The following is a 23,267-nucleotide window of genomic DNA, read 5'->3' on the forward strand; positions in this document are numbered from 1 at the left end:
GCCTATGCTCCTACCGTCTTTACGTCAAGCACATCCATCAGTCCTTCATCGAGCATGTATCCCCGGAGCCGGTCACGGTTGCCGCGCAGGCTCTCGATACTGTTGATCCCGGCGGCTCCCATCAGTTCGGCAAGTTCGAGGGTCCACCCGTGGATCAGGTTCTCCACCTGGACTGCGCCCGCCTCCGGGTTCAGCCGGGCAACAAGTTCTGGTTTCTGGGTGGCGATTCCCCATGCGCAGGTGCCGCGGTAGCAGGTCCCGCAGACCCGGCAGCCCATAGCAATGAGCGCGGATGTCCCGATGTACACGGCATCGGCGCCAAGGCAGATGATCTTCGCTACATCGGCGCTCTCCCGGATCCCGCCGCTTGCGATGATGGAGACTTCGTTCCGGATCCCCTGCTGGCGGAGCTTTGCGTCAACACTTGCCACGGCGGCTTCAACCGGAATGCCGACATGATCGCGGAACACCCGGGGCGTTGCACCGCTGCCCCCGCGGAACCCGTCCACGACAACGGCATCCGCACCGGACCGGGCAATGCCCGCCGCTATCGCAGCCGAGTTGTGAACCGCTGCGATCTTTACAAAGACCGGTTTTTTCCATTCGGTTGCTTCTTTCAGGCCACGGACAAGCTGTTTTAAGTCCTCGATGCTGTAGATGTCGTGGTGCGGTGCCGGGCTGATTGCATCGCTGCCCTCCGGGATCATGCGGGTGCAGGAAATGTCCGCGCAGACCTTATCCCCCGGGAGGTGTCCCCCGATACCCGGTTTTGCACCCTGACCGATCTTGATCTCGATGGCCGCTCCCCGCTCAAGATAATTGATATCCACGCCGAACCGGCCGGATGCTATCTGGACGATCATGTGGTCCTGGTACGGGTAGAGCGATTCGTGGAGCCCCCCTTCTCCGGTACCCATGAATGTCCCAATGCGGCTTGCGGCTTTTGCAAGAGCAGTCTGGGCGTTCAGGCTGATTGCTCCGTAACTCATGTGCCCGATCATGACGGGAGTCTCGATCTGGAGGTTGGGTGAGAGTTTTGTGCAGAGCTGGATGTCGCCATTTTCGAGTTGCCGCAGGTTAAGGGATGACGGCTTCTTCCCGATATAGGTACGCAGTTCCATGGGCTCCCGGAGCGGGTCGATGCTGGGATTGGTCACCTGGCAGGCGTCAAGGAGGAGCCGGTCAAAGATGATCGGGTAGGGAAGTGCATTTCCCATGCCGGCAAGGACAATCTTTCCGGTCTTTGCCTGGTTGAAGATCGCTTCCCGTGCCTCGCGCGTCCAGACGGGATGGCTCCGGTAATCCCCGGGCTTCTCTTCAATCTCGATTGCATCGCGCGGACAGAAGGCAAGGCAGCGGTGGCAGGCAACGCAGTTGCGTGATTGTATCGCGATCCCGTCACTCTCTTCCCGGAACACCCCGTACGAGCAGTTCTCGATACAGCGTTTGCACTGCATGCACCGCTCCGTTTCGATCCGCACCCGGTATTTCAGGGGAGTGCTGCCGATGCTCATGCGTATAACCTCCCGATTACCGCTTCACCGGCACTGGGCATGCGGATATTGGTGACATCATCATCGATCCTCCGTATAGCCGCCTCTTCGCTGGAGATGAAGAGCCGGTCGCCACTCTCTGCCGCAACAAGGGGACGGAGCTTGATGCGATCGGTGAAACCACAGAGCAGGTTCTCCTTTGCCACACAGATTGCGAATGGTCCGTTCATGAGGGCAGGGCCGTATGCAAGGCGGAGAGCCTGGTTGAGTTCCTGGTCTTTCTTCTGCATACGGTCGATCTCATCCCAGAACGGGGGCGCAAAAGCCCGGACTGCCATCTCTTCTGAGAGCCCGTGCTTCCGTACCAGAAGATCGATGAGGTATGCAACGACTTCCGTATCCGTCTGCATTGTGCACTTGTAACCGAAACTTTCTATGTATCTCCGGTTTGTGCCGTAGGACGTGATCTCGCCATTGTGGACAACGCTCCAGTTCAGCAGGTTGAACGGGTGTGCGCCACCCCACCAGCCGGCTGTATTGGTCGGGTAGCGGTTATGCGCGAGCCAGAGGTACCCCTTGTAATCCTGGATGCGGTAAAAGTTCGCCACATCTTCCGGCCAGCCGGCAGCTTTGAAGACGCCGAGGTTTTTTCCGGAGGAAAAGATCAGTGCGCCGTTTCTCTCGCTGTTGACTTTCATCACAAGCGAGGTGATGATGTCCTCCTCCGGTGAGGTGCTCTTTGGCATCATACTCGGGTTAGGCCGGAAAAAGTAACGCCATGGCGTATGGACCTTGCGTAAACCGGGCTGCTCATACGTTTTTATCTGCTCATCGTGGATGATCATGCCCCATTTCTCAAGGAGTTCCTCCAGCGGGACCTTATGTTCCCGGATATTATCGAAGAAGACATGGAGGGCATAGTACTCCTTGTAATCCGGATAAATCCCGTACGCAACATACCCGGATCCTTCGCCGCTGCCCCGCTCGTCCATCGAAGCAAGTGCCTCCCGGATTTTTGAGCCGTCCATGCACTGGCGGCTCCGGTCAATTACACCAATTATTCCACACATAGCATCACGAATTTCCCTGTTTTCTCCTTCCGGACACTGAATCCTGATCCAGTAAGTGGTTGCAAGGCTGCATAATCAGGTTAGTTCAATAACTATTTATATTGGTGGGTGGAACATTCCTTCCAGTATGACAACGGACATACAAAAATTTTTGAAAAAAATTGAAGCGGAGAATGTCAAATTCATCCGCCTGCAGTTCACGGATATCCAGGGTTTGCCAAAAAACGTGTCCATCCCGGCTATCCAGGCAGAGAAAGCACTGACCGACGGTATCTGGTTTGACGGTTCATCCATCGAGGGCTTCGCGCGAATCGAGGAGTCCGATATGCTCCTCAAACCGGACCTCGCAACATACGCGGTGCTGCCCTGGAGGCCCGGTGAAGGTAAAGTCGCCCGCTTCATCTGTGATATCCAGACGTATGGCAACAAGCCGTTTGAGGGCGATCCCCGCAACGTGCTCCGCAGGACCATCGCCGAAGCAGCCAAGATGGGATTCACCTTCAACACCGGCCCGGAGCTGGAGTTCTTCCTGTTCCGGATGATCGATGGCGTGCCGACAACAGAGTTCGAGGATCGCGGGGCTTACTTTGATCTTGCGCCCACAGACGCTGCTGAAGATGTCCGCCGCGATGTCGTTCTTGCCCTCAGTGATATGGGATTCGAGATAGAGGCATCCCACCACGAAGTCGCAGACAGCCAGCACGAGATTGATTTCAAGTACGGGGATGTTCTCACAACGGCAGACCGGGTCATCACCTTCAAGTTTGCAGCCAAGTCCATTGCCCTGCAGTATGGTATGCATGCCTCGTTCATGGCAAAACCGATTGCCGGCATTAATGGAAGTGGCATGCACACCCACGGTTCCCTTTCGAAGAATGGCAAAAACGCGTTCTATGATCCCAATGCAGAGCTCCAGCTCTCCGATACCGCGATGTATTATATCGGCGGTCTCCTGAAACATGCAAAGGCGATCACGCGCGTGGCAAACCCGACCATCAACTCGTACAAGCGCCTCGTTCCCGGCTATGAAGCACCCTGCTATATCTCCTGGAGCGCAGCAAACCGTTCTGCCCTCATCCGCGTGCCGGCAGCACGGGGCAACAGCACGCGGGCTGAGTTACGGAGCCCGGATCCGATGTGCAATCCGTACCTCACCTTTGCCTGTATGCTCGCCGCAGGTCTCGATGGTGTTAAAAACAAGATCATGCCGCCGGATATGACCAATTCCAACATCTATCACATGGATGCGAAGCTCAGGAAGAAGCTCCGTATCGACATGCTGCCGGGAAGCCTCGCCGAGTCCAATGCTGCGCTTCTCCGGGATGACGTGCTCTGCGATACCCTGGGCGTTCATGTTGTCGACAACCTCAGCCGCATTGCAGAGATGGAGACCGATGCATTCCGGCTCACGGTTCACCCGTGGGAGCTTGACCGTTACCTTGCAACGTATTAAGACAGAATCCCCCTGAAGGATATGGAACGCCGGATAATACCTGAAGAACGGAAAAACGGGATGCGGGGAGTCACCATCATCATGTATCGCGCAATCCACGTTCCAGTATTTTTCTTTCGGCGACCAGAAATGAGGTACGGCCCCGGACGTGCAAACCGATCCTGCCGCTCCTGCGAAAGCGATGTTTGTCATTCCATCACGGGCAGGTGCGAAGATGCATGACCGGGTAAGCACGGGTATATCTGGTTTCGACCGGGTCATCGATGGCCTCCGGCTCGGGGACAATGTTGTCTGGCAGGTTGATTCGATCCCTGACTACCAGCGGATGGTGGAACCCTATGTTATGCAGGCCCTCAAAGAAGGACGGAGGATGGTGTACGTCCGGTTCGGAAGCCACGAGCCGCTTTTGCAGGATGCAGCGGAGATCCAGGTTTACCACGTTGATCCAACGCTGGGATTCGAGCACTTTGCAACGGAGGTACATACCCTCGTTGAACGCGAAGGGAAGAAGGCATTCTATGTTTTCGACAGCCTGACGGATCTGCTGCAGTACTGGTATTCCGACCTGATGATCGGTAACTTTTTCCGGGTCAGCTGCCCCTTCCTGTACGAACTGGACACGATTGCCTACTTTGCAATTATCCGGAATGCCCATACGTACGGGACCATTGCCGGTATCCGGGAGACAACCCAGCTTCTTCTCGATCTGTATCTCGTGAACGGCAGGATCTATATTCACCCGCTCAAGGTCTGGCAGCGATACTCCCCGACAATGTTCTTCCCGCACCTGATCCGTGGGAACGAGGCCGTCTGCATCACGGCCAGTTCTGAAGTTGCGGAGCTCTTCTCCAGTGTCGAGCGCAAAGGCGAGAGGCTGGATTACTGGACGGTGGCATTTGATCGCGCACACGAAGCCCTTACCCTCCCCCCAAAGCAGCAGGAGCCGGTCAAGCGGTCGCTCATGAACATCCTGATTGGCAGGCCTTCCCGGATGTTTGAACTCTGTGCCCGGTATTTTTCCCTTGCCGATATCCTTGCGATAGCCTCACGGGAAGTCGGGACCGGATTCCTCGGGGGGAAGAGTGTGGGGATGCTGCTTGCACGGAAGATCCTGGAGAAGGACGGGGGTAATCGGTTCCTGCACTTTTTAGAACCGCACGACTCGTTCTACCTGGGATCTGATATCTTCTACACCTATATTGTCCAGAACGGGTGGTGGCGTCTCCGTACGAAACAGAAAACGCGGGAGGGATATTACAAGTATGCACCCGATCTCCAGGAAAAACTCCTGCAGGGTATGTTCCCCAATACAATCCGTGAACAGTTCATGCAGATGCTGGAGTACTTCGGCCAGTCGCCCATCATTGTGCGTTCCAGCTCGCTGCTCGAGGATGATTTCGGGAATTCCTTTTCCGGCAAGTACGAGAGCGTTTTCTGTGCAAACCAGGGAAGTCCTGAAGAACGGTACGAGGCATTTGAAAAAGCCGTCCGCACGGTATATGCCAGCACCATGGGTGAGGACGCTCTCGATTACCGGATGACCCGGGGGCTCGTTGACCAGGACGAGCAGATGGCAATCCTGGTCCAGCGGGTGTCCGGGGACCAGTACGAGGATGACTATTTCCCGCACATTGCCGGTGTGGGCAACTCTTCGAACCTTTACATATGGGACAAAACCATGGATATTGATGCCGGGATGCTGCGGCTGGTTTTCGGGCTCGGCACTCGCGCCGTGGACCGGACTGTCGGCGATTATGCACGGATTGTCTGCCTGGACGATCCGTCGCGCCTGCCCCCGATGAGTTATGGCGATGAAAAAAAATTTTCCCAGCACATGGTCGATGTCCTCTCGCTTTCGGAGAATGCGTGGCGCAACCGGGTACTGGAAGAATTTGTCTCGTATGATCTGAAGGTCGACCGGGCACTCTTCATGAGTGTCGATTCCCAGACAGTGAACCGGCTGCGGGAGATCGGGCGGACTGATATTAAAGTACCTTACATACTTGATTTCAGGAACCTGCTCAACGAGACGGAATTTCCTGCACTGATGAAAGAAATGCTCGCGCTGCTTTCAACCGTATACGACTATCCGGTTGATATCGAGTTCACTGCGAATTTCAAATCGGAAAGCAACTTCCGGGTGAATCTTTTACAGTGTCGTCCGCTCCAGACGAGGGGTCTTGGCCGGACCGTTGAGCTGCCGTACCTTGCTGATGTAAATGACTGCATCTTCTCCGGCAAAGGTAATTTCATGGGAGGGAATGTACGGATTCCGCTCGACTTTATTATCTATATCAGCCCGCAGGAGTATTTGCAGCTCAGCGAGCAGGACAAGCATGCAGTTGCACGGCAGATCGGGGTTCTGAACAGCAGGCTGAAAGGAAAGAATGTGATGCTGCTTGGCCCGGGAAGATGGGGTACAACGACCCCGATGCTGGGGGTGCCGGTGCGATTTGCCGAGATCAGCAACATGGCGATTATCGGGGAGGTGGCCTCAATGGAAGCCGGGTTCATGCCGGAATTATCCTACGGAAGCCATTTCTTCCAGGATATTGTAGAGTCCGGCATATTCTATGTGGCAATTTTCGATGGGCAGAAAGATGTTGTCTTCAACGCCCACCGTATCCTGGATCAGGAAAACGTTATCGCGGAGATGTCGGGCGGGAATGATCAGCTTGCCCATGTCATCCATGTGGTTGCAGCTTCCGGGATTGAAGTTTATTCAGATATCACAACCCAGACTGTCCTTTGTAAATAAAGAAAATGGGCGGGGAAATACGGTTAGAAAATTTCTGGATTTTGTCAAGAAAATTTTAAGATTTGCCACCAATAATTAACCAGCCTGCATATTGTGCTGAAATAATTTTTTTCGCTCTGGTGTGAAACCCTTCGGTTTCATGCACGTTTTTTTTAAAAAATTCCTTTTCGTTTCCTTTGTTTTGTTTTTGTAAGGATTGAAAAAATCCAACTCATCTGAGGCCATGTACCCGGATTAGTCTGAGTATATCTTTCACTCATTGAGAAAACCCCATTGGTTGCTAAAAACAATAATTTTAAATATTTATGAAGGAAATTTCTTTCTACCAAACTGAAACGAAAAACCGTGTATATGTGGTCTCTGGAATGAACGGGAACTCGCTCCCGGCAGGAGAGGCACCGGATTTATCTTCCGGCATTAGCCTCCCTGGAAGGAGATGTTCCTGGTAAGATCCCTGGAAAATCAGTGGTCTTTCTGCCAAGGGGATAATGCAAACAGATAACAGGTGAAACGAATGGCACTAGATTCTGGAGCAACTGCATGGATCCTTGCCTCAACGGCGCTTGTCATGCTGATGACGCCCGCGGTGGGATTCTTTTACGGGGGACTAGTACGCAGGAAAAATCTGATCTCCATGATCACCCTGTCGTTTGTCGCCTTTGCACTGGTAAGTATCCAGTGGGTCGTGATCGGGTACTCGTTTGCGTTTGGATCGGATGTCAGCGGATTCATCGGGAACCTTGAGTACCTGGGATTGAACAACGTGACCATGGAACCCGGAGCATTCAGTCCGGTCGTGCCGGGGCTCCTGTTCATGGTCTTCCAGCTCGTGTTTGCAGCGGTGACGATGGCCATCGTAACTTCGGGCATTGCCGAACGCGTCAAATTCAGCGCATATCTGGTGTTTGCCCTGATCTGGACAACGATTGTCTACGACCCGCTCGCGCACTGGGTGTGGGGTGGCGGCTGGGCGGCACAGTTCGGTGCGCTGGATTTTGCCGGGGGAACGGTAGTCCACATCAGTTCAGGGTTTGCGGCACTAGCGCTTGCACTCGTCATCGGCAAACGCGTGGGCTTTGGCAAGTACGTGATGGAACCCAACAATATCCCGCTGACCATTCTCGGGGCTGCGCTCCTCTGGTTCGGGTGGTTCGGGTTCAATGCCGGCAGCGCGGTTGCGGCAAACGGCCTTGCAGCAAATGCGTTTGTAACAACAAACACGGCAGCAGCAGCGGGTGCGCTTGCCTGGATGCTGGTCAGCTGGCTCAACGGCCGGCCGAGTTCCCTTGGATTCGTCAGCGGTGCAGTTGCAGGGCTCGTCTCGATCACACCGGCAGCGGGGTTCGTGACACCGATGGCAGCAATCGTGATCGGCGCTGTCGGGGGCGTGTTCTGTTACTGCATCATGCTCTGGCGCATCCGGAAAGGTCTTGACGAGAGCCTTGACGCGTGGGCAATCCACGGCATGGGCGGTCTCTGGGGTGCACTTGCAACCGGTATCTTTGCAGTGGCTGCCGTTAACGGTGCATCAGGTCTGATCGAAAGAAACGTGCACCAGTTCGTGGCAAATGCAGCGGGAGCGCTTGCAGCGGTTGTCTACGCATTCGTTGTTACCTACATCCTTGCAGTTGCCATCGACAAGACGATCGGCCTGCGCGTGACGGAAGAAGAAGAGTATGTCGGCCTTGATCTCTCGCAGCACGGTGAGCGCTGCTGAATGGGGGTGAACCAGTATGAAAATGATCAAAGCAATCATCAAACCGGAACGGTTTGAGTATGTAAAGAAAGCGCTGGAAGAGAGTGGTTTTCCCGGCATGACCGTGACGGAGGTCCAGGGCCGGGGCGACCAGAAAGGGATCACCCTGGAGTACCGGGGCGGCCACATGACCGTTGATCTCCTGCCCAAGATCCAGATCGAGATCGTGGTTGATTATGACAAGGTCGAACGTGTTGTCACCACGATCTCGGAAGCATGCCGTACCGGAAAGGTGGGAGACGGGCGGATCTTTGTGATGCCGGTTGAACGGGCCATCCGTATTCGGACGGGAGAGACATTAGAGGAAAAACCCGTGGGCGGGACGTTTGGTGTCCCGGCATCCAATCCTCCTGTTGAATTCACGACCAGTGTTGAGGACGAAGAGATGATGGTCTGGCTGGATCTTGCGAATTCACAACCGGCCAAGAAGAATGGGGTGTGAAGACCCTGAAACTGGTGAGGGCACTCTTCCCGCCTGACAAGATAACGATCATCACCGCAGCGCTGGAAGAGAACGGTTTTTTCCGTATGCTCTTCACACCCGTTGAGGGAACGGCAAAGCGACACTCCTCTTCCTTTTTTGCATGCAGGAGTTTCCGGGATTCAAATCTTTTGCCGTGGATCCAGCTCGAGATGGTTGTTGATTATTCCCGGACGGATGAGCTCATCAGCACCCTTATGGACACCTGCCAGGCGCGGGGGATTGACATTCACATCCACATACTGCCGGTGGAAAAAGCAATCTTTCCGGGAAACGGGGAAATCCCCGACGACTCCCTGGCAGGCGGTTCCTCCGGAATCACGGTTTGAGCGTATACCGGAAGGAGGAATTTTCCCGGGGAAAATCTCCTGCGTTTTTTAAAAATGTGGATGAAAAACCGTTATTGGGTTCTCTGCCGTTCATGGATGGTGAACGCGTCAATGATCTGCAGCGTGATCCGCGCTCCGAGCGTGGGCTGGATGGTCTCCAGCCAGAGGAAAAAACCGACCTTGGGGGGTGTGGGGCGCTCAAACTTGAAATGCCCGTCTTTCATCTGCACGAGTTTATGGTACTCTTTCTTCTGCCGTGACCTGAGGTAGATGATCAGTTCATACCCGGGAAGATCGGTTGCGATGATCGCTTTGGAATACTGCCGGGAAAAATCCTCAAAAGCAATCTTTTTCCCTTTCACGGTCATCCCCCACGTCTCGCAGACCGCCCTGATCGCGGGGGGGAAGAGCCCGCCATAGAGCACCTTTTTGACCAGCTGGCCGGTAGGCCCGGGGATTTCAGGGCTGATCCGGCCGGGTGTATGGGCGATCCCGGTAAAGATCCGGTTCTTCACCTCGTCATGATAGCCCTTGTAATTGAACGGGTGTTTCATCCTGATATCCGTTGCCCGGATCAGTTTCGGGTGCTCCTCTGGCACGTTATAGATGATGCGGGGGCGGTAGTGCTTGACAAGCGACTTGATCTCCTCGCAGGAACTGGTATGGATGATCGCGTTGGTCTTGTCCTTTGCCAGCCGTTTGACAACGGAATAGTTGGAGAGATCGAACGATGAGACAAGGAGGAACGGCGTGATTTTCTGGTTGTACAGGTATCCCAGCAGTTTCTTCTTGTACGCGATCTCGATCTCGAACTCCTTTAAGTCAGCCGGCGAGGTTACCACTTCGGCAAAAGCGACATGGTTGTCCGAATCCACGAGCAGCATGTCGAACTCGGCAAGGTCCTGGCCGTTGCCCCGGATGGTGATATCCCCGTATTTTGAGTAGAACAGTCCGTTCTGCCCGACCTTCACATTCTCGCGCCGGCGGGGGGCATCGGCACCTTTCATGGCAATATACTGGATCGTGTCGGTCTTCTTTGCGATGTCAAGGAACATCTCGTAGACAATGGCCTCGAACCACCGGCCCTCAGCAGTCCGCATCGGCTCGATATCCGGGGAGAAGAGTTTCCTTCTCTCAATCTTATTCATGTGCCGCGTGGCATTGATGGCAATGGCCGCTGTCGGTTTAAAATGCCGGAAATTCGCATTGAGCCACGGGATCATGGTTATGACAATGAATCTCTGTGGTAATAGTAAATAACCATCTGCCTTGCAGGGACGTATCTGCCCGGTTGGCGGATTTCTGGCCGGGATCACAGATAACCGGAGACGGTGCGAAGCAGTCGTTGCCGGATCAGAAAAGAAAAAAGGGATTAGAAAACTCCCTGGGCCTTCATGGCGTTGGCGACTTTTAAGAAACCAGCGATGTTTGCACCGGCAACGAGGTTTCCTTCCATGCCGTATTCTTTGGATGCATTGTAGGAGTTGTGGAAGATGTTCACCATGATCCCCTTGAGTTTCTCGTCGACCTCCTCGGCTGTCCAGGAGTAACGCTCGGAGTTCTGGCACATCTCGAGACCGGAGGTTGCGACACCGCCTGCGTTGGAGGCTTTTCCGGGAGAGAAAACGATCTTTGCTGCAATAAATGCCTCAGCCGCTTCGGGCGTGCAGGGCATGTTTGCGCCTTCGCAGACCGCGATGACGCCGTTCTTCAAGAGGACCTTTGCATCCTCGCCATCGAGCTCATTCTGGGTTGCGCACGGGAGTGCAACCTTGCACGGGACCTGCCAGATCTTCTTACAGCCATCATGGTATTCACTGCCCGGGACACGCTTGGCATACTCGCTGATCCGTGCCCGTTCAACCTCCTTGATCTGCTTTACGATATCCAGCTTGATCCCCTTGGGGTCATAGATATATCCGGAGGAGTCGGACATTGCAACAACCTTGGCCCCAAGCTGCATGGCTTTCTCTGCGGCGTAGGTAGCCACATTGCCGGAACCGGAGATGACCGTGACCTTCCCCTTGAAGGATTCTTTCTTCATCACGGCCATCGCTTCCTGCGCAAAGTAACACAGGCCATAGCCGGTAGCCTGGGTCCGCACCAGTGAACCGCCAAAGGAGAGTCCCTTGCCGGTCAGGACACCGGTGAACTCGTTCCGGATCCTCTTGTACTGGCCGAACATGTACCCGACTTCCCTGCCTCCGACACCGATGTCACCTGCGGGAACATCGAGGTCTGCCCCGATGTGGCGGGAGAGTTCGGTCATGAAAGCCTGGCAGAAACGCATGATCTCGGCATCGGACTTACCCTTGGGATCGAAGTCGGAGCCACCCTTGCCGCCACCCATGGGCAGGCCGGTCAGGCTGTTCTTGAAGATCTGTTCAAAGCCGAGGAACTTGATGATGGAGGCGGTAACCGAAGGGTGGAACCGGAGACCTCCCTTGTACGGGCCGATTGCCGAGTTGAACTGGAAGCGGTACCCGCGGTTGACCTGGGTCTTGCCCTTGTCATCCACCCACGCAACGCGGAACTGGATGCCCCGCTCGGGTTCAACGAGCCGTTCGAGAAGTCCGTTCTCAAAAAGTTCAGGCGTCTTCTTGATGACCGGTTCGAAAGACTGGAGCACTTCGAAAACTGCCTGGTGGAATTCCTTCTGGTCGGGGTCTCTCTTGACGACCCCGTCATACACCTGCTGTAAGTACTTATTTTTTAAAGAAGTCATGCAATTCACACTCGCTTGTTGCCGTATGATACATCACTTGAATGATCCATAAATGGGTTTTGTATTCTTCCCAGGTAACACCGGATATTTTTTAGCCGCAGAAAAATCCAGCTCTTTTCACCGAGCGTTCGGATCGAAGGCGCATATTTCCCCGGCTGATCGATGGTGTTGTCTGGAGGCGGGCTCTTCACAAGCCGGTTACATTTAATATCTATTCACTAATAAGCCGTTGCTTTCCACCCTCCTTTAAATATTTTGTTTTGCGCTCGCACCCAAACGATCTTTTCTTCCGGATTTCCGGGAAATTGCCGAGAAAAAATGAAAAAAAGAGGGAGCGGATTGGTACACGAATTTTTAAATCAGATCCTGATGAGTTCGTACTTCCGTCTCCCCATCCCGATCTCCTCGCCATACCGCACCTGCCGGTACCCGTCCGTCTGAACGTGGACGCCCGTGAACTTGTCCTCCCCCGGGTGATGGTGGGTAGTGAGGAGCGAGTCCCTGTACCCCTGCTGCTGGTTCACGAGATCGAAACTCGCGGCATCGATTGCTACCGGGTCCTTTGATGCAAGGATGCCGATGTCCGGCACAATTGGCGCATCGGAAAACGGGAAGCAGTCGCAGTCCGGCGTGATCCGGATCAGGAAATTCATGAACCCGACCTTCTTCTCTTTCCCCTTCATTGCCCCGCACGCGTACTCAACCATCCGCTCCATGAACTGCGGGATCTCGGTCTCCCAGTCAATATCAATCGCATGCTCCGGGCATGCGTGCATGCATTCGAAGCAGCCGATGCAGAGCTCGTGGTCGATAACGGACTTTTTCTTCTTCACGGTTATCGCATCTTTCGGGCAGACCTTCATGCACGAAGCGCAGCCCGTGCACTTCTCCGGGATCGTGAACGGCCGTGCATTGTGCTGTGCCCGCTTTCCTTCCGGCGGTGCACAACCCATGGCCATGTTCTTGATCGCCCCGCCGAACCCGGAGACGATATGGCCCTTGAAGTGGGAGAGGACGATCATGCTGTCGGCAGCGGCAATATCCCCGGCAATCGACACATCGTTGAAATGTTTCTTCCCGATATTCACCTTGTGGATGTTCTTCCCGTTCAGCCCGTCTGCAATGATGACCGGGGCACCGGCAACAGCATAATCGAACCCGTGGAGGATTGCAGTACCGATATGCTCGACAGCGTTCGATCGTGCCCCCAGGTACAGGGTATTAGTATCGGTGAGAAACGGCAGGCCTTTACACTCCCTGACCTTCTCCACAACCTGCCGGACATAGACCGGGCTGATGAACCCGTCGCTCCCCACCTCGCCGAAATGGAGCTTGATGGCGGTCTTGTCCTGCGGCGCAATGAGATCGGAAAACCCGGCCACATCGAACAGCCGTCGCACTTTCTCCGTTGTCGCTTCCTTGTCGGAAAACGCACGGAGGCTCGCAAAATACACGGGACTCTTCACTACGAACACTCCCCTGCGGGGAGTGTTGACACCCATACCGTATAATCCCGCCGGTTAACCGGAGGAAAAGATCGCCGGTCCCCGTGATGAAGACACGGATGAGGGATACCTGAAAAAAGGAGAGAAATTATTCCCGCTTGCCAAGCTGGTGGTCGAGCCAGAAGAGGTGGCCGACAACATCGCCAAGCACCTTGATCTGGGAGAGGATCTCGCTGGCATTCTGCTCCTCCTCAACCTGCTCCCTGACAAACCACTGGAGCATCTCGAAGGTTGCGTGGTCCTTCTCCTTGATGGCAAGGTCCACGAGATTGTTGATCATGCCCGTGACCTTCTGCTCGTGGGCATAAGTCTCTTCGAAGACCTTCCCGGCCGATGTCCACTTTGCCTTTGGGGCCTCGATTGCTTCGAGTGCGATCGTGCCACCGCGTGCGATGATGTAATCATAGATCTTCATCGCGTGGGCCTGCTCCTCCTTTGCCTGGATCCGCATCCATGTTGCAAAGCCCTTCATGTTTGCGGTCTCAAAGTACGCAGACATTGCCAGGTACAGGTACGCGGAATACATCTCGCGGTTGACCTGCCGGTTTAATGCAGTTTCCATAGACTTCGTTAACATGCGGATTCCTCCGTCAGATCGTGAAATTGGTTTTCCGTTTGATAATAGTTTCGATAGCCGCAAAAAAGGAGAGATATGCCCGCCGGCAGGAGCGGGTTATCGCTGGTTGCGGATCTTCTTTGCTTCCGCGTGCATGTCGAGGATGATCTCGAGTTCGAGCGACTTCCCGTATGCTTCCTGGGCCTCGTCGCCCCGGCCCATCTCGTCGAGGCAGACCCCCTTGATGTACCATGCCGTGACATCGTTCGCGTTCAGGGTGGACGCCCGGGTGCTCGCAGCAAGGGCGTCCTCGATCCGTTCCAGATAGAAGAGGGCAAGCGCTTTCTTGGACCAGGCCTCGGAAAGGTTCTGGTTGATGGAGATGGCCTTGTCGCAGTCGGCGAGCCCCTCCATGTACCTGCCGGACTCGATCAGCGCCGAGGCCCGGAGGAAAAGCCCCTCCGCATAGTTCGGGTCGAGCGTGAGAGCCTTGTTGTAATAGGCGAGCGCCTCTTTGTATTTCGTCCTCTTTGCATAGGAGAGCCCCTTCTTTGCCAGCTCCACGGCTTCCTTCAGTGCCATACCCCGCCTCCAAAAACAGTTCCGCCGTTCATCTTCATGCCCCCTCCAGTGTATCGGTAATAAGATCGCCGAAGATCCGTTTCAGCGCACCCTTCTCGTGCTCCGCTTTGTGGTCGTGGGCATCGAGCAGATGCTTGGGCGGTTCCCAGACAAACCAGTCCCGCATGGTCATGTACCCGATCAGGTTGTCGGTCAACAGTTTCCCGACCTTGTACAGGTCGTAATAGTAATCGATCGTGGGCTCTTCCTTCCAGTCCACCGGCCCGAGCGGCTTCTCGATGATGGAGAGCATGTTGTCCCCAAAGACCTTGGACTGGTACCAGGCCGTGTGCGTCCACCGGGTGGTCAGCATCTCCTTGACCTCGAGATGGTTGAACTTCTTCATCTGCGGGATATTCAGGACCGGCATCAGCTCGTCTGCCGGGAGGGTCTTTGCAAGGTACATGTCCCGGGCATAGAACATTGCCTTGTTGAGAACGAAATACCGGCGCGGGACAATGGACTCCTGCTCCATCATCTCGTCCATGTCGTTCTTGCTCTCCTTCATGATATGGTAGAGCTGGGTCTTCCGGATCTTCGGCATACGGTGATACACATCAGCGTTGATGATCGCGTTCCACGGGATCTCGTTGATGTCGTCATTGAAATGCGAGAAGAGAATGAAGAGCATCTGGATGAGTTTCTGCACTGGGAGCTTGTTCTCCTTCTTTGCTTCATCCTTCAGGGCATCGATGTAAATCTGCCTCATCCCGTTATACACCGAGTCAGCGTTATAGGAGCAAACCTTGTACTCTCCCTTCTTTGCCGCAGCGCCCTTGATCAGGAGGTGCGTGCAGTGTTTCGCGATGATGAAGTCTTTTAAGAGCCCGACATACTGCGCCGGGAAGATGATGACGTTGGTGTCGATGTCGTAGGTGAACTTGTCGACGAGTGTGCCCCCGGGCTCCGCTTCCGGCTGGCGCAGGAGCGACACTTCGGTATCGAGCAACTCTTCGGTGTGTGCAAGGATCCTCCGGATCGGCTTGGATAAGGGCATCTCGGTCTTCATGGGAAAATCACCGGGGCGGATCCGAACACCGTCCCAAGGATCTGTGGGTATTACAATAGTTCGTACCGGTGCATTTATAGTATACACATTTCGGTGAGGAAAAAGAAAAAACAGGAGAGGTTTGATGAATTTCCTTATTTCCGCTTGTGGGAATGGACAAGGGAATCAAAGATGCCCGAGAGGCTTCTCTGTGCCCGGGGCCGGAACACGCCCTGGTTCACGTACCGGACATCCTCGATAGAGAAGAATGCGTTGGGGTTGGTCTTCTCGATGTGCTCCGTGATCCGTGGCACGTCCGTGCGGTTGACAAGCGTGAGGATCATCCGGACATTCCCGCGGGAGCCCCGTGCATCGAGATATGTAACCCCGAAATGTTCTGCCTCAAGGAATGCTGCGATCGCATCGGTCGATTCCTCAGTCGTGACGATTCTCAAAATCACCGTCCCGATCGAGAGCCGCTCCTCGATCACGAGCCCGACATACGTCCCCGCGGCAAACCCGAATGCATAGGCCATGAAGTATACGATATTCGAGAGGTCTTTCAACACCACTTCCATCGCGAGCAGCCAGATAATGATCTCGAAGAACGCGATGATGGGGGCAAGGAACTTGATCCCCCGCGAGATGTAGATGACCCGTATTGTCTCCATGCTCACATCGGCAATGCGGGCAAGGAAGATGAGGAGGGGGAGGATCACCCATGCATAGAGTTCGGGGCTGATAAGGGGAATTGCCATAGCTTCGCCTTTGTATCGCGGATTACGGATCTGCAGTACGTAGAAAAGTGTTGCCGGGTGTTTCTATATCAAGATTCGCCGGGACTAACAAGAAAAAAGGGAAATATGACTGGTTAACCGCAATCGCGCGGATGAGAGAGCCCGGATTACGCTGCGTATTTTGCCGGGTCGGAGTCGAACTTCTTCTTGCAGCCCGGGGCGCAGAAGTAATACTTCTTCCCCTTGTACTCGCTCGTGAACTTCGCAGTCTTCTCGTCAACAGTCATCTTGCAGATGGGGTCGATTGCCATAGAACACCTCAGTTACCTGCCTTTCTTTGCATCGGGTATATACTTTTTTAACAGCAGCGAGAGCGTGACCACGGTGACAGAGCTCGCTGCCATCGCAAGAGCGGCGAGTTCCGGCCGGAAGGTGATGCCGAATGATGGGTAGAGGACTCCTGCGGCAACCGGGATCAGGGCAATGTTGTAGGCAAATGCCCAGAAGATGTTGCCCCGGATCCGTCCCATCACCTTTTTCGAGAGCTGGATCGCTGCAACTGCATCGACAAGGTCGTCCCGGACGAGCACGATATCCCCGCTCTCGATGGCAACATCCGTACCGCTGCCGATCGCGATCCCTACGTCAGCCTGCGCAAGCGCGGGTGCGTCGTTGATCCCGTCCCCGACAAAGGCAACGACCCCTCCTTTCTCCTGCAGCCTCCGGACCTCCGCGGCCTTGTCCTGCGGCATTACTTCCGCGATCACCGTATCGATTCCGGCCTGCCGGGCGATCGCGTCCGCGGTCCTCCGGTTGTCCCCCGTGATCATCGCGACCTCCTTCCCCATGGCGCGGAGCCGGGCGATCGCCTCGCGGGTGGTCGGCTTGATGCTGTCGGCAATCGCGATCAGGCCTGCAATCGTGCCCCCGGCAGCAACAAGCACGACAGTTTTTCCTTCCTGTTCGAGCAAAACGATCTGCGACTCGATCTCGCCGGGAATGGCCACGGCCTTTTCGTTCAGGAACGCCCGGTTCCCGACCAGCACGGTCTCGGAGAGGATAGTTGCTGCAACGCCCCGCCCGCCGAACGTGTCAAAGCCTGTTGCCGCCTCAACCTTCACGCCCCGTCCTTCTGCTGCACGCACAACCGCCTCGGCCAGCGGGTGCTGCGAGTTCTTCTCGACGCTTGCGGCAAGGGAGAGAAGTGTCTGCTCGTTGATTCCCACCGGAACGATATCCGTGACTTCGGGTTTTCCCCGGGTCAGCGTCCCGGTCTTGTCAAAGACAACCGTGGACACCCGCTCGGCTACCTCAAGCGCTTCGCCGTTCCGTATCAGGATCCCAAGTTCCGCGCCTCTCCCGACACCCACGGTTACTGCAGTCGGCGTTGCAAGGCCCAGCGCACAGGGGCAGGCAACGACAAGTACGGAGATGAACGCGGTAAGGGCAAAGAGCGCTGTTGCGTGGAAGATAAAGTACCAGAGCAGGAACGATGCGGTTGCGATGATCAGCACGGCCGGGATAAAGTAGGTGACTGCAACATCAGCGATCCGCTGGACCGGCGGCTTCGACCCCTGTGCGTCCTCGACCAGCCGGATGATCTGCGCGAGCACCGTCTCCTTCCCGACCTTCTCCGCCCGGACCTTCAGCACGCTGTTCGTGTTCAGGGTCCCGCCCACGACATGGCTCCCGCTCTTCTTGAGCGGGGGGACCGGCTCGCCCGTGATCATCGCTTCGTTGACATAACTCTCCCCTTCGACCACCACGCCGTCGACAGGGACGCTCGCACCGGGCTTCACCACAACGATATCGCCCGGTACAACCTCCTCAACTGCCATCTCGCGTTCGGTGCCGTCCCGGATCACAATCGCAACCTTTGCCCGCAGCCCCGCCAGTTTTTTGATCGCGTCGGAGGTCCGGCCCTTGGCCCGCGCCTCCAGGAACCGGCCGAGCATCAGGAACGCGGCGAGCATGATCGCCGTGTCGTAGAACATGTACTCGTGCGTGAGGATGATCGAGAATGTCCCCATCACGCTCGCGACAAACGAGACGCCGGTCCCCATCGCGTACATGACATCCATCGAGAGTTTCCGGTTCTTCAGCGAGACCCACGCGGCCCGGAAGATCGGGGCTGCGACAAAGACGAAGACCGGTGTCGCGATGACGAGCATGATGTAAGAGAGCGTGTGCATGGGAATGGGGAGCGGCACAAACATCGCGATCATCAGCGGGATGCTCACCGCAAACCCGACCATGAACCGGACGAACTTGTCGTGCAGGTCGGCATCACGGGCCTTCTTCTCCGCCTCCTCGCTCACTTCCCCGGAGATCCCAAGGTACTGGTATCCCGCATCCTCGATCGCCTTCTTCATATCGGAGAGGTCCGAAAGCGATGGGTTGTAGGTCACGTACGCTTTTTCCGTGCCGAGGTTCACCGACACGGTTGCAACGCCCGGCAGCGCCCGGAGTGCGGCCTCGATGGTCTCGACACAGGTGGCGCACATCATCCCGCCGACCTTGATGGTGACCTCGCTGTTAACCACATCGTAACCGGCGTCCTTCACCGCCTTCTCCAGCGTCGAGAGCGTAACCCTGGCGGGGTCGAACTCGACATGGGCCTTCTCCGTACCAAGGTTCACCCGGGCTTTTGTCACGTCCTTCAGCTGCGAAAGTGATTCTTCGATATTCACGGCGCACGTGGCGCAGGTCATTCCGGTAATCTTCAGTTCGGCCTTCTTCTTCTCCGGCTCCGGCATGCTTGCCTCCCTGTGTGGTGTCTTTGTTATGGAGATATAATCATTGTGAACGGGGCAGGTTTCATGGGTCAGAATCCGAAACATCCCAAACGGTACTGCAAGGCTCCGGATTATTTTTTTAGCCGGCCATCCAACATCTGCACTATGAGCATCCGGGATTCCATTCACCGTTTCTTCTCGCATCTCATCGGGAAGAAAGAGGACTACCCGGTGCACGAGACCTGTGCTGCCTGCGGCGAGCGGGCCTATCTCCCGTTCCACTGCGAATACTGCGGGAAGTATTACTGTGACCGGCACCGGCTGCCGTTCGATCACGATTGCAGAAACATCGGCCAGTGGAAGAAAAGAGGAAAATAGTGCGGGATGGATGCGTGGCACATCTTCCCGAATGGAAGCCTTTTGTAGTTTCATTCCAAAAGAATGGTAATTCAATCAGATTCCGTGATTTCCATGACCGAAAAGAAGGGACATTTCGAGAAGGGCATCTGGGTGGACGAGCCCGTGGCCCCGGCGCAGAAGCCCGGCGAGAAGCAGATCGAAGAGCGCCTGACAACCGCGACGAAGAACGTCATCTCCGCAGTTGACGAGCTGGCAAAGGCCACCCACGACCTCCTTGCAACCGAGGAGGGCAAGAAGCACATCGAGAAGGCCGTGAAGGAGACAACGGACCAGGTCCAGAAATCCTTCGACGACATCCTCAGCAAGGCCAAGGCCGAGATGGACAAGGCAAAGGCCGATATCAAAGCCGAAGTGGAAAAATCAAAACAGAAAAAATAATTTCATTCGTTTTTCGCGAGCGATTCCTTGTACGCAGCAAGGAGCCCGGCCGCATACTCGTTCTTCTTCTTCGTGGGCACGTAATTGAACTGCTGCACCCGCAGGAGGATCTCCTCGGCGAGCCGGGTGTCGCTGACAAGGCCGAGCTTCTTCACTTCGGCAAAGATCCAGTCAAGGTGGTCGATGCCGGTTGCCTTGCCATCGATGAGGACCTGTTTCGTGGTGATCCTGTCCGGTGGAACGCCCCCGCAGATCGTGCAGTAGTAGCCGTCCGATTCATTTCCGCCCATCGTCGCCCTCCTTGATCATGACGAGCGACATCTTGAACTTCGTGATGGCCGAGAGCGCGTGGGGGACGCCGGCCGGGAAGATGATCGTCTCCCCGGTCTTCATCTGGTAGATCTTCCCGGCGACCCAGACCTCGCACTCGCCGTCCAGGATCGTGACAACGGCATCGAACGGCGCCGTGTGCTCGGAGAGCCCCTCGTCCTCGTCGAACGAGAAGATGGTGATGCTCCCGCACTTCCGGTTGATCACCATCCGGCTTGCGACCGTCCCGTCCGCGTACTCCACGAGGTCCGGCAGCCGGATGACTTTGCCTTTGAGTTCCTCGCGTTTCTTGTCCGGTTTTCCCGACTCTTCCTGCTTCCATTCCACCATCGTTCACTCCCGGATCATGGTCAGCGTCATCTTGAACCGCTTCTTTGCCTGCACCCCGTGCGGCTTGTTGGCCGGCAGGATGATCATCTCGCCGGCCCGGACCGTGAAGGGTTTTCCCTCGATTGTCACGTCCGCTTCCCCGTCCGTGACCGTAAGGATCGCATCGTACGGGGCCGAGTGCTCGGAGAGCCCCTCGCCCGCGTCGAACGCAAAGAGCGTGATGGTGCCGGCCTTCTTGAAGACGATCATCCGGCTTGCCACTGTCCCGTCCTGGTACTGCAGGAGATCGTTTGTGGCAAGGACTTTGCCGATGAGCTCCTCGCGTTTTTTGTCTGATGAGGTGAGTTCTTCCCGGGGGTCGGTCATTGTTGTTCCTCGCTGCTCTGTACGCGTAAAGAAAATTAAATCCTATCCTTCCTCACGTGCGGTTATGCCGGTACCATCCGCTTCAGGTCCTCTTCGACCGTGCTGTTCTTGCCGATATTGAAATTCCTGACGAGCACATCGAGAACGCCGGGCGAGACGAAGGCCGGGAGTTTGGGGCCGAGCGTGATGTTCTTCACGCCAAGGTTGAGCAGCGCAAGGAGCACGAGCGCTGCCTTCTGCTCGTACCACGCGATATTGTACGAGACCGGCAGCTCGTTGATCCCGACATTGAATGCCGTTGCAAGCGCCTGCGCGATCACCACGAGCGAGTAGCAGTCATTGCACTGCCCCGCATCGATGACCCGGGGGATCCCGCCGATGGTTCCGAGGTCGAGGCCGTTGTACCGGTACTTGGCGCAGCCTGCTGTGAGGATCACGGTGTTCTTCGGCAGGGCCTTTGCGAATTCCGTGTAGTAGGCCCGTTCGGTTTGGCGGCCATCGCAGCCTGCCATGACAACGAAGCGTTTGATATCGCCTTTCTTCACGGCCTCGACAACCGTTCCCGCCAGCGCGAGCACGGCCTCGTGGGCGCAGCCGGTGATGAGGTCGCGGCCGGGAGCCGGGAGTGCGGTCGGGGGCTGGCTCTTCTTTGCGTGCGCAATGACGGCCGAGAAATCTTTCTTCCCGTCCTTTCCGGCCGTGATGTGCCTCACGCCCGGGTATCCTGCGGGACCGGTGGTGTAGATCCGGTCCTTGTACGTGTCCTTCGGCGGGACGATGCAGTTGGTGGTGACGAGCACGGGGCCGTTGAACGCATCGAACTCCTCCTTCTGGTGCCACCACGAGCTGCCGTAGTTGCCGTACAGGTGCGCATATTTTTTCAGCGCCGGATAGGCATTGGCCGGCAGCATCTCGCCGTGCGTGTAGATGTCAACACCGCTGTCCTTTGACTGTTCCAGGAGCTGTTCGAGATCCTTAAGGTCATGGCCCGTGATCAAAATGCCGGGCCGCTTCCCGACCGAGGTCTTCACGCTCGTGATCTCCGGGTTCCCGTACATCTTCGTGTTCGCGGTGTCGAGCAGCGCGAGGGTTGCGACACCTACGCCCCCGCATTCGAGCACGAGCGCCGTCATCTGGTCGGCCGGGAGATCGTGGAGCGTTGACGCGAGCCCCTTCTGCATGAAGTCCGTGATCTTCTCGTCCGTGTACCCGAGCACGGCCGCGTGGTGGTAGTACGCGGCAATGCCCTTGAGCCCGAAGAGCAGGAGCGCCCGGAGCGAGTGGACGTCATCGTTGTTTGCCGCGTCCTTTGCGATCTGGTCGGCTTTCGCCGCGATGGTTGCATCGCTGGCCGGCTTCCACGTGCAGGCATCCGGCTCGTTTGCTCCTGCGGGCGGCAGCGCATCGCGGATCGCAGCAGCCTGCGCAATGAGCGATTTGAGCCGGGCGTCATCGAAGTTCGTGTTGGTCAGCGTGGCAAACAGCGCCTCGGCAATGAAGAGCCCGGCATCCTTGTTCGCCTTCCCGCTCTTTGCAGCCGCAAGGTTCCGCTCCGAGATCCCCTTGCAGAGATAGATCAAAACATCCATCAGCCCGGCCGTTGCCGCTTCCTTTCCACACACGCCCTTCACGGTGCATCCGGTACCCCGGGCCGTCTCTTCGCACTGGTAACAGAACATAACTCGACTTCAACTCCTTTCGTATTCTTTTGCTACAAGGTTTCTTTTGTATACCAAGTTTAAATAGAAAAGAGTTTCAGAAACTATACCATGGACGAGTCGTGCACGGTCAACAAGACCGTGAAATACCTGACAAAAAAATGGACGCTCCTGATCATCCTTGAGCTCTACAAGGGTCCGGACCACACGCGCCGGTTCTCAGAGCTCCGGGACTCCCTGAGCGAGATCACGCAGAAGATTTTGTCGGAGCGCCTGAAGGAACTGGAAGACGAGGGCGTCATCACGAAACATGTTGATGCTTCGACGTTTCCTGTACGGAGCGAGTACACCCTGACAAAGAGCGGGCTCGAACTTGTGGATGTGATCCGGGGGATCAAGATGTGGGCGCTGAAATGGAAGATTGATAATATTCCGTGCGGGAAGCAGGATTGTAGCAAGTGTGTGCTGTGAAGAAGGGGATGAGGGAATCAGTTTCACCCTGCGCATGGCGTCAATATATATTCAACTTTCTCGACAGTGTTAAATCGAAACATATCGATATTCACTATCATATTCTT

The 23,267-nt window shown here is 55.8% G+C and carries 23 protein-coding genes; 8 read left to right on the forward strand and 15 right to left on the reverse strand.

Annotation, left to right across the window (positions count from 1 at the left end):
• Window positions 1-2: 2 nt before the first annotated feature.
• Both METFOR_RS06075 and METFOR_RS06080 read right to left on the reverse strand, forming a co-directional pair.
• Window positions 3-1,514 carry a glutamate synthase-related protein gene (locus tag METFOR_RS06075; protein ID WP_015285229.1) on the reverse strand — a complete coding sequence of 504 codons (1,512 nt, stop codon included), beginning with the start codon at window positions 1,512-1,514 and terminating at the stop codon, window positions 3-5.
• Complete coding sequence (locus tag METFOR_RS06080) at window positions 1,511-2,563, reverse strand: class II glutamine amidotransferase (RefSeq protein ID WP_015285230.1); 1,053 nt, start codon at window positions 2,561-2,563, stop codon at window positions 1,511-1,513. Before METFOR_RS06080 ends, METFOR_RS06075 begins: the two co-directional genes overlap by 4 nt.
• A 127-nt stretch (window positions 2,564-2,690) precedes the next feature.
• Between METFOR_RS06080 and glnA the strand changes: the two genes are divergently transcribed.
• The 5 genes from glnA to METFOR_RS06105 all read left to right on the forward strand — a co-directional run bounded on the left by glnA (window position 2,691) and on the right by METFOR_RS06105 (window position 9,340).
• A complete protein-coding gene (glnA, locus tag METFOR_RS06085) occupies window positions 2,691-4,016 on the forward strand; it encodes a type I glutamate--ammonia ligase (protein ID WP_015285231.1) in 1,326 nt (441 codons plus the stop codon).
• A gap of 214 nt (window positions 4,017-4,230) precedes the next feature.
• Window positions 4,231-6,774: a PEP/pyruvate-binding domain-containing protein gene (locus tag METFOR_RS06090; protein WP_015285232.1), complete on the forward strand. Its 2,544-nt coding sequence runs from the start codon at window positions 4,231-4,233 to the stop codon at window positions 6,772-6,774.
• A gap of 514 nt (window positions 6,775-7,288) precedes the next feature.
• The gene (locus METFOR_RS06095) at window positions 7,289-8,491 is read left to right on the forward strand and encodes an ammonium transporter (RefSeq protein WP_015285233.1); all 1,203 of its coding nucleotides are present in this window, start codon (window positions 7,289-7,291) and stop codon (window positions 8,489-8,491) included.
• Between the two features lie 16 nt (window positions 8,492-8,507).
• Window positions 8,508-8,972 (forward strand): P-II family nitrogen regulator, encoded by a 465-nt coding sequence (locus METFOR_RS06100; protein ID WP_015285234.1) that lies wholly within the window; start codon window positions 8,508-8,510, stop codon window positions 8,970-8,972.
• The gene (locus METFOR_RS06105; protein WP_015285235.1) at window positions 8,969-9,340 is read left to right on the forward strand and encodes a P-II family nitrogen regulator; all 372 of its coding nucleotides are present in this window, start codon (window positions 8,969-8,971) and stop codon (window positions 9,338-9,340) included. The genes METFOR_RS06100 and METFOR_RS06105 overlap by 4 nt, the downstream gene beginning before the upstream one ends.
• Before the next feature lie 71 nt (window positions 9,341-9,411).
• On the opposite strand, the gene METFOR_RS06110 is transcribed toward METFOR_RS06105, so the two are convergent.
• From METFOR_RS06110 to METFOR_RS06145, 9 genes are all read right to left on the reverse strand, one after another.
• Window positions 9,412-10,563, reverse strand: coding sequence for a hypothetical protein (locus METFOR_RS06110; protein ID WP_015285236.1), 1,152 nt, complete (start codon window positions 10,561-10,563; stop codon window positions 9,412-9,414).
• A 149-nt stretch (window positions 10,564-10,712) separates the two neighbouring features.
• Window positions 10,713-12,065 carry an NADP-specific glutamate dehydrogenase gene (gdhA, locus tag METFOR_RS06115; RefSeq protein ID WP_015285237.1) on the reverse strand — a complete coding sequence of 451 codons (1,353 nt, stop codon included), beginning with the start codon at window positions 12,063-12,065 and terminating at the stop codon, window positions 10,713-10,715.
• Window positions 12,066-12,424: 359 nt separating this feature from the next.
• The gene (locus METFOR_RS06120) at window positions 12,425-13,567 is read right to left on the reverse strand and encodes a DUF362 domain-containing protein (RefSeq protein WP_015285238.1); all 1,143 of its coding nucleotides are present in this window, start codon (window positions 13,565-13,567) and stop codon (window positions 12,425-12,427) included.
• Between the two features lie 91 nt (window positions 13,568-13,658).
• Window positions 13,659-14,147, reverse strand: a complete 489-nt coding sequence (locus METFOR_RS06125) for a ferritin (RefSeq protein WP_015285239.1) — start codon at window positions 14,145-14,147, stop codon at window positions 13,659-13,661.
• 96 nt (window positions 14,148-14,243) lie between these two features.
• On the reverse strand, window positions 14,244-14,708 hold the full coding sequence (locus METFOR_RS06130; protein WP_015285240.1) for a tetratricopeptide repeat protein: 465 nt from the start codon (window positions 14,706-14,708) through the stop codon (window positions 14,244-14,246).
• Between the two features lie 34 nt (window positions 14,709-14,742).
• The gene (locus METFOR_RS06135) at window positions 14,743-15,756 is read right to left on the reverse strand and encodes a hypothetical protein (protein WP_015285241.1); all 1,014 of its coding nucleotides are present in this window, start codon (window positions 15,754-15,756) and stop codon (window positions 14,743-14,745) included.
• Window positions 15,757-15,890: 134 nt separating this feature from the next.
• Window positions 15,891-16,493: a DUF2179 domain-containing protein gene (locus tag METFOR_RS06140; RefSeq protein ID WP_015285242.1), complete on the reverse strand. Its 603-nt coding sequence runs from the start codon at window positions 16,491-16,493 to the stop codon at window positions 15,891-15,893.
• A 146-nt stretch (window positions 16,494-16,639) separates the two neighbouring features.
• Complete coding sequence (locus METFOR_RS15930) at window positions 16,640-16,783, reverse strand: YHS domain-containing protein (protein WP_015285243.1); 144 nt, start codon at window positions 16,781-16,783, stop codon at window positions 16,640-16,642.
• A gap of 12 nt (window positions 16,784-16,795) precedes the next feature.
• Window positions 16,796-19,228: a heavy metal translocating P-type ATPase gene (locus METFOR_RS06145; RefSeq protein ID WP_015285244.1), complete on the reverse strand. Its 2,433-nt coding sequence runs from the start codon at window positions 19,226-19,228 to the stop codon at window positions 16,796-16,798.
• 144 nt (window positions 19,229-19,372) lie between these two features.
• Between METFOR_RS06145 and METFOR_RS06150 the strand changes: the two genes are divergently transcribed.
• Together METFOR_RS06150 and METFOR_RS06155 are read left to right on the forward strand one after the other, a co-directional pair.
• On the forward strand, window positions 19,373-19,585 hold the full coding sequence (locus METFOR_RS06150) for an AN1-type zinc finger domain-containing protein (RefSeq protein ID WP_048110847.1): 213 nt from the start codon (window positions 19,373-19,375) through the stop codon (window positions 19,583-19,585).
• Window positions 19,586-19,678: 93 nt separating this feature from the next.
• Window positions 19,679-20,005, forward strand: coding sequence for a hypothetical protein (locus tag METFOR_RS06155; RefSeq protein WP_015285246.1), 327 nt, complete (start codon window positions 19,679-19,681; stop codon window positions 20,003-20,005).
• A gap of 2 nt (window positions 20,006-20,007) precedes the next feature.
• Here the strand turns inward: METFOR_RS06155 and METFOR_RS06160 are convergent, their stop codons facing one another.
• From METFOR_RS06160 to hcp, 4 genes are all read right to left on the reverse strand, one after another.
• A complete protein-coding gene (locus METFOR_RS06160; protein WP_015285247.1) occupies window positions 20,008-20,295 on the reverse strand; it encodes a hypothetical protein in 288 nt (95 codons plus the stop codon).
• Complete coding sequence (locus METFOR_RS06165) at window positions 20,282-20,665, reverse strand: cupin domain-containing protein (protein ID WP_015285248.1); 384 nt, start codon at window positions 20,663-20,665, stop codon at window positions 20,282-20,284. The genes METFOR_RS06160 and METFOR_RS06165 overlap by 14 nt, the downstream gene beginning before the upstream one ends.
• A gap of 3 nt (window positions 20,666-20,668) precedes the next feature.
• Window positions 20,669-21,031, reverse strand: coding sequence for a cupin domain-containing protein (locus tag METFOR_RS06170; protein ID WP_015285249.1), 363 nt, complete (start codon window positions 21,029-21,031; stop codon window positions 20,669-20,671).
• Window positions 21,032-21,093: 62 nt separating this feature from the next.
• The gene (gene hcp / locus METFOR_RS06175) at window positions 21,094-22,710 is read right to left on the reverse strand and encodes a hydroxylamine reductase (RefSeq protein ID WP_015285250.1); all 1,617 of its coding nucleotides are present in this window, start codon (window positions 22,708-22,710) and stop codon (window positions 21,094-21,096) included.
• Window positions 22,711-22,800: 90 nt separating this feature from the next.
• Between hcp and METFOR_RS06180 the strand changes: the two genes are divergently transcribed.
• Window positions 22,801-23,160, forward strand: coding sequence for a winged helix-turn-helix transcriptional regulator (locus METFOR_RS06180; protein WP_015285251.1), 360 nt, complete (start codon window positions 22,801-22,803; stop codon window positions 23,158-23,160).
• The last annotated feature ends 107 nt before the right edge of the window (window positions 23,161-23,267 follow it).

It is taken from the genome of Methanoregula formicica SMSP, from assembly GCF_000327485.1.
Lineage (GTDB): Archaea > Halobacteriota > Methanomicrobia > Methanomicrobiales > Methanospirillaceae > Methanoregula > Methanoregula formicica.